The organism is Phyllobacterium sp. (assembly GCF_037994425.1).
Taxonomy (GTDB): domain Bacteria; phylum Pseudomonadota; class Alphaproteobacteria; order Rhizobiales; family Rhizobiaceae; genus Phyllobacterium.
The window spans coordinates 1-3,655 of the sequence record NZ_JBBNAM010000271.1 but is presented as its reverse complement, the minus strand read 5'-3'; the positions used below and the strand labels follow the sequence as shown (position 1 = coordinate 3,655).

The 3,655-nt window shown below is 57.2% G+C and carries 5 protein-coding genes and 1 pseudogene; 4 read left to right on the top strand and 2 right to left on the bottom strand.

Annotated features, from left to right (window positions below; all coding sequences use genetic code 11):
- Positions 1-40 precede the first annotated feature (40 nt).
- Complete coding sequence (locus tag AAAB35_RS18490; protein WP_340669741.1) at positions 41-682, bottom strand: NAD(P)-dependent oxidoreductase; 642 nt, start codon at positions 680-682, stop codon at positions 41-43.
- A 147-nt stretch (positions 683-829) separates the two neighbouring features.
- Here AAAB35_RS18490 and AAAB35_RS18485 point away from each other — a divergent pair, with 147 nt between their 5' ends.
- The 3 genes from AAAB35_RS18485 (at position 830) to AAAB35_RS18475 (ending at position 2,273) form a co-directional block, all read left to right on the top strand.
- On the top strand, positions 830-1,246 hold the full coding sequence (locus tag AAAB35_RS18485; RefSeq protein WP_340669740.1) for a helix-turn-helix domain-containing protein: 417 nt from the start codon (positions 830-832) through the stop codon (positions 1,244-1,246).
- Between the two features lie 154 nt (positions 1,247-1,400).
- On the top strand, positions 1,401-1,934 hold the full coding sequence (locus tag AAAB35_RS18480; RefSeq protein WP_340669739.1) for a DUF992 domain-containing protein: 534 nt from the start codon (positions 1,401-1,403) through the stop codon (positions 1,932-1,934).
- 150 nt (positions 1,935-2,084) lie between these two features.
- The gene (locus AAAB35_RS18475) at positions 2,085-2,273 is read left to right on the top strand and encodes a DUF3008 family protein (RefSeq protein WP_340669738.1); all 189 of its coding nucleotides are present in this window, start codon (positions 2,085-2,087) and stop codon (positions 2,271-2,273) included.
- 20 nt (positions 2,274-2,293) lie between these two features.
- Here AAAB35_RS18475 and AAAB35_RS18470 read toward each other — a convergent pair whose 3' ends face one another.
- Positions 2,294-3,295: an extensin family protein gene (locus AAAB35_RS18470; RefSeq protein WP_340669737.1), complete on the bottom strand. Its 1,002-nt coding sequence runs from the start codon at positions 3,293-3,295 to the stop codon at positions 2,294-2,296.
- Positions 3,296-3,592: 297 nt separating this feature from the next.
- Between AAAB35_RS18470 and AAAB35_RS18465 the strand changes: the two are divergent.
- Positions 3,593-3,655 (top strand): annotated as a pseudogene (locus AAAB35_RS18465) (30S ribosomal protein S4); the annotation flags it as partial.

Sequence of the window (3,655 nt, the reverse complement as noted above, 5' to 3'; positions counted from 1 at the left end):
GGTGTGGTTCGCAGAGTTGCGAACCACACGCTTGTTGCCGTCAATAGCCCACGGTGAAGCGCTGCTTCACATGCTGGGGTTTTTCGGCCTCATCAAGGATTGCCACAGCAAGATCGCTGGTGCTTATCGCGCTGTTTCCGTCGGTGTCAAAGACCGGTTCATCCTTGCCGAGCCGATATTTGCCCGTCCGGTCGCCCGGAACCAGCGAAAAGGGTGGGGAAACAAGGCTCCAGTCTAGATTTGACTCGCCGCGCAAATCTTCGAGTGCCTGGCGCGCGCCTAACGCGCCTTCCTTGTATTCAGCGGGAAAGCCCTTTCCATCCACCAATTGCGAGCCATCGGGGGCCCGCAAACTGCCGGCGCCGCCGACCACGATAAGACGCTTAATGCCGGCCTGTTTCGTCGCCTCCGTGATCGATTTGCTGCCCGCAATGTGGATAGCCTTGATATCGGGGTTGCTCCAGCCTGGATTATAGGCGGAGATGACGATGTCGTTTCCCTTCAACTTTGCAGCAAGATCTGCGGTATTCAGGACGTCGGCTTCCACCGCGGTCACGCCCTTGAGGTGTTCCACCTTACCGGGGCTGCGCACGAGTGCCGTTACGCTATGGCCGCGAGCTGCAGCCTCGTTCAGGATTTGCGTACCCACGAAACCCGTGGCGCTGATCAATGCAATTTTCATGAAATGCTCCTTTGATGCGGACCCGCATCGATTAATGGTTACGAATAATAACTACGTATGCTAGGAAATGGTTTTTGAGAAGAACGCACTTTTTCCGTTTCAGGGTACATGCAAGTAACCACCCGTGCCCATAGGGGATGAGCAAATATGAGCATTCATGCGAAAACCGAAAGCAACGCGCCGCTTCTGGCGTCGATGCCGGCAATGGAAGCGGACGGCGGCGGCTCCTGCCCGATGCGCGAAGTGCTCGACATTATAGGAGATTCGTGGAGCCTTTTGGCCGTCATCAACCTTCAGGCGGGGCCACGGCGATTCAATGTGCTGCGCCGAATGATCGAAGGTATTTCGCAGCGCATGCTGACTGTAACCCTGCGCTCGCTTGAGCGGGAAGGCCTTGTCACGCGGACGGTAAAGCCAACCTCGCCGCCGGAAGTAACCTATGCACTCACACAGATGGGCCATTCGATTGCGGTGCCGATCGGTGCCCTCGGCGAATGGGCAGTCAAGAATCGCGGCAATCTCAGAGACGCCCGCAAGGCGTTTGACGAAACTGTGCGCGCGTGACGCGGCGAGCGTGCCAAAAACTTTTGTGCGGTGCGGAACCATCCAATAGCGTGAGCGTTTAAACGAGCCTTGGGAAGCATTTCCCGGGGTGTTTCATTGGGGCGCGGTTCGTCCGGCCGATAGTGATTTCATTACATCAATGGAGAAAGACATTATGGTTCGATTTATTCCAGCGCTTGTCGTCGTAGGCTCAGTACTCGCTGCAGGCACGATGGCAGCGACGGCGAAAACGGTGAAGAGCGAAGCTCCGGCAAAGACGACGCACCTCGGGATTCTGGCCTGCCAGGTGGATGGTGGCGTAGGCCTGGTCTTCGGATCCAACAAAAGTATCAACTGCTCTTATAAGCATCGCGACGGTTCGGTCGAAAACTACAAGGGAAAGCTCGGGAAGCTCGGCCTCGACCTTGGCGTGACGCAAAAGTCATACCTCAGCTGGGCTGTCGTGACATCAGCAGATAACAAGCCGGGCGCCAATGCGCTTGCCGGCAAGTATGTCGGCGTTTCCGCAGGGGCGTCGGTTGGGCTTGGACTTGGCGCCAACGCGCTTGTCGGCGGGTCGAACAAAAGTATTGGGCTTCAGCCTTTTAGCACCGAAGGCACCCAGGGCTTGAATGTCGCCGTCGGCGTCAGCAGCCTGTCGCTCGAGCCGGTCGAAGCCAATCGTCCGGTCAGGAAGCACAAGTCGTAAGCCTCGCAAACGAAACCGCCAGCGTTTCAGATGGCCGGTGCGTCCTTGGCGCCCCGGCCTTTTCTATGGAGCAATCGACGGCGTTGCGATTGGAACCGAGCCTCAGGTCGTGGCGTTTCTTATGCTTCAATCGCTAGCAGGAGAAAAATTATGCCCGCAAAATCTCAGGCACAGCAAAAGGCCGCTGGAGCCGCACTTTCAGCCAAGCGCGGCCAGAGGAAGAAGAGTGAACTCAAGGGTGCCTCAAAGAGCATGTATGACTCGATGAGCGAGAAACAGCTCGAAGAGTTTGCCGAGACTGACCGCAAAGGTCTGCCTAAGAAGAAAACCAGTCACTAATACGGTTGAGGCGTGCATTCTTACTGGCAGATGCGCGCCTCGCATTTCTTTCCGTGACATCCAAGATCAAGGTGAAGATTTCCCTGGTGGGCCGCATCACCGTCCGGACCGATCACGGTCATGAAGCGGTCGCAGCTCGCTTTATGCAAGGCCCGCCAGAAGGTCTGCTCTTCCGGAGCGCCCTTCCAGCCTGAGCCGAGCTCGGTCCCTTTGCCATTCTTGAACTTGAACGCGACGATATCGACGGCATTGGCGAAGGCGTGTTCCGAAACGCGGCCCTTGTGCCCGTTATTCACCTTACGGCACTGATAGTCGGATCCGGTGGTGATGCTTTCGATGTCTGCGCCGAAATCCTTCTGGGCTTCTTTTTGTATTTCGACGACCCAGGTGGCAAGAGAACCGGCCATGGCGCAGTTCGTCGTTATGGCAGCGGCTAGCTTGACCGGATTGTCCTTGCCAATTGTCGTGATCTTCAGTGGCGAGCGTTCACCGCACATCCCCTCTGACAGTGGTGCAATGAGCGCGCCCTGGACCTCGCCATTCATCAGTGCAGGGCAGGCATTCTGGTAGACCCGGTCTGGAGAAACGGAAGGATCGACCTTTTCGACGCTTTCTTCGTGATCGCCGTTCGCTTCACTCTTGCCTGCCTGGTCAGATTTGGGCAGCGGATTCGGGCCCAATTGCTCGGCGGGTTTGACTTCTGGTTTCGCCGATGGCTCTTGCTTGGTATCCCCTGCCGCAGGCTTTTGCGAAGGCACCGGGGTTTCCGGGTCGGCCTTCTGGATTTCATCCTTGGGCTTTTCCTCCGGTTTTGGCGCCTCAGTTGCCTGGGCTGCGCGCGGATTGGGTTCGGGCAAGGGTGGCACCGAAGGCAGTGGCGGCTGCATTGCTGCCGCATGAGCCGGTCGCCGCCGCCGTGCATCGGCGTCGCCCAGGCTGGCGAAAATCATTGTGCTTGCGATGAGGGTAGTAAAGGACAAAAGAAATATCGAGCGGCGCGCGGGCTGCGAGAATAGGGTCATTATCGGCTCTACTCCTGTTGAGCGTCTAGCCTAACGCCTCAACCGGGCCATGGGTTTCAATTAATGTGATCCGCTGAAACACGCGTGCTCCCGCTTGACATCCTTCGGCCTTCCCACTAGAAGCCACCCCAGCGCAGGGCCCAACGGCTCTGCGTTTCATTTGACGTGTCCCGTGAGTGATTTCGCAATGCGTGCGTGGATCATTCTGTCAGTCTTCACACAAAGGAGGCAGAGGAGGGCGCGTTTCCTTGAACCGGCGCGTGAGCTTCGGTTCGTATTTGTTTGAAAGGAAATGCGATGAGCAAGCGCGAATCGTCCAAGTATAAAATTGACCGCCGTCTTGGCGAAAACATCTGGGGC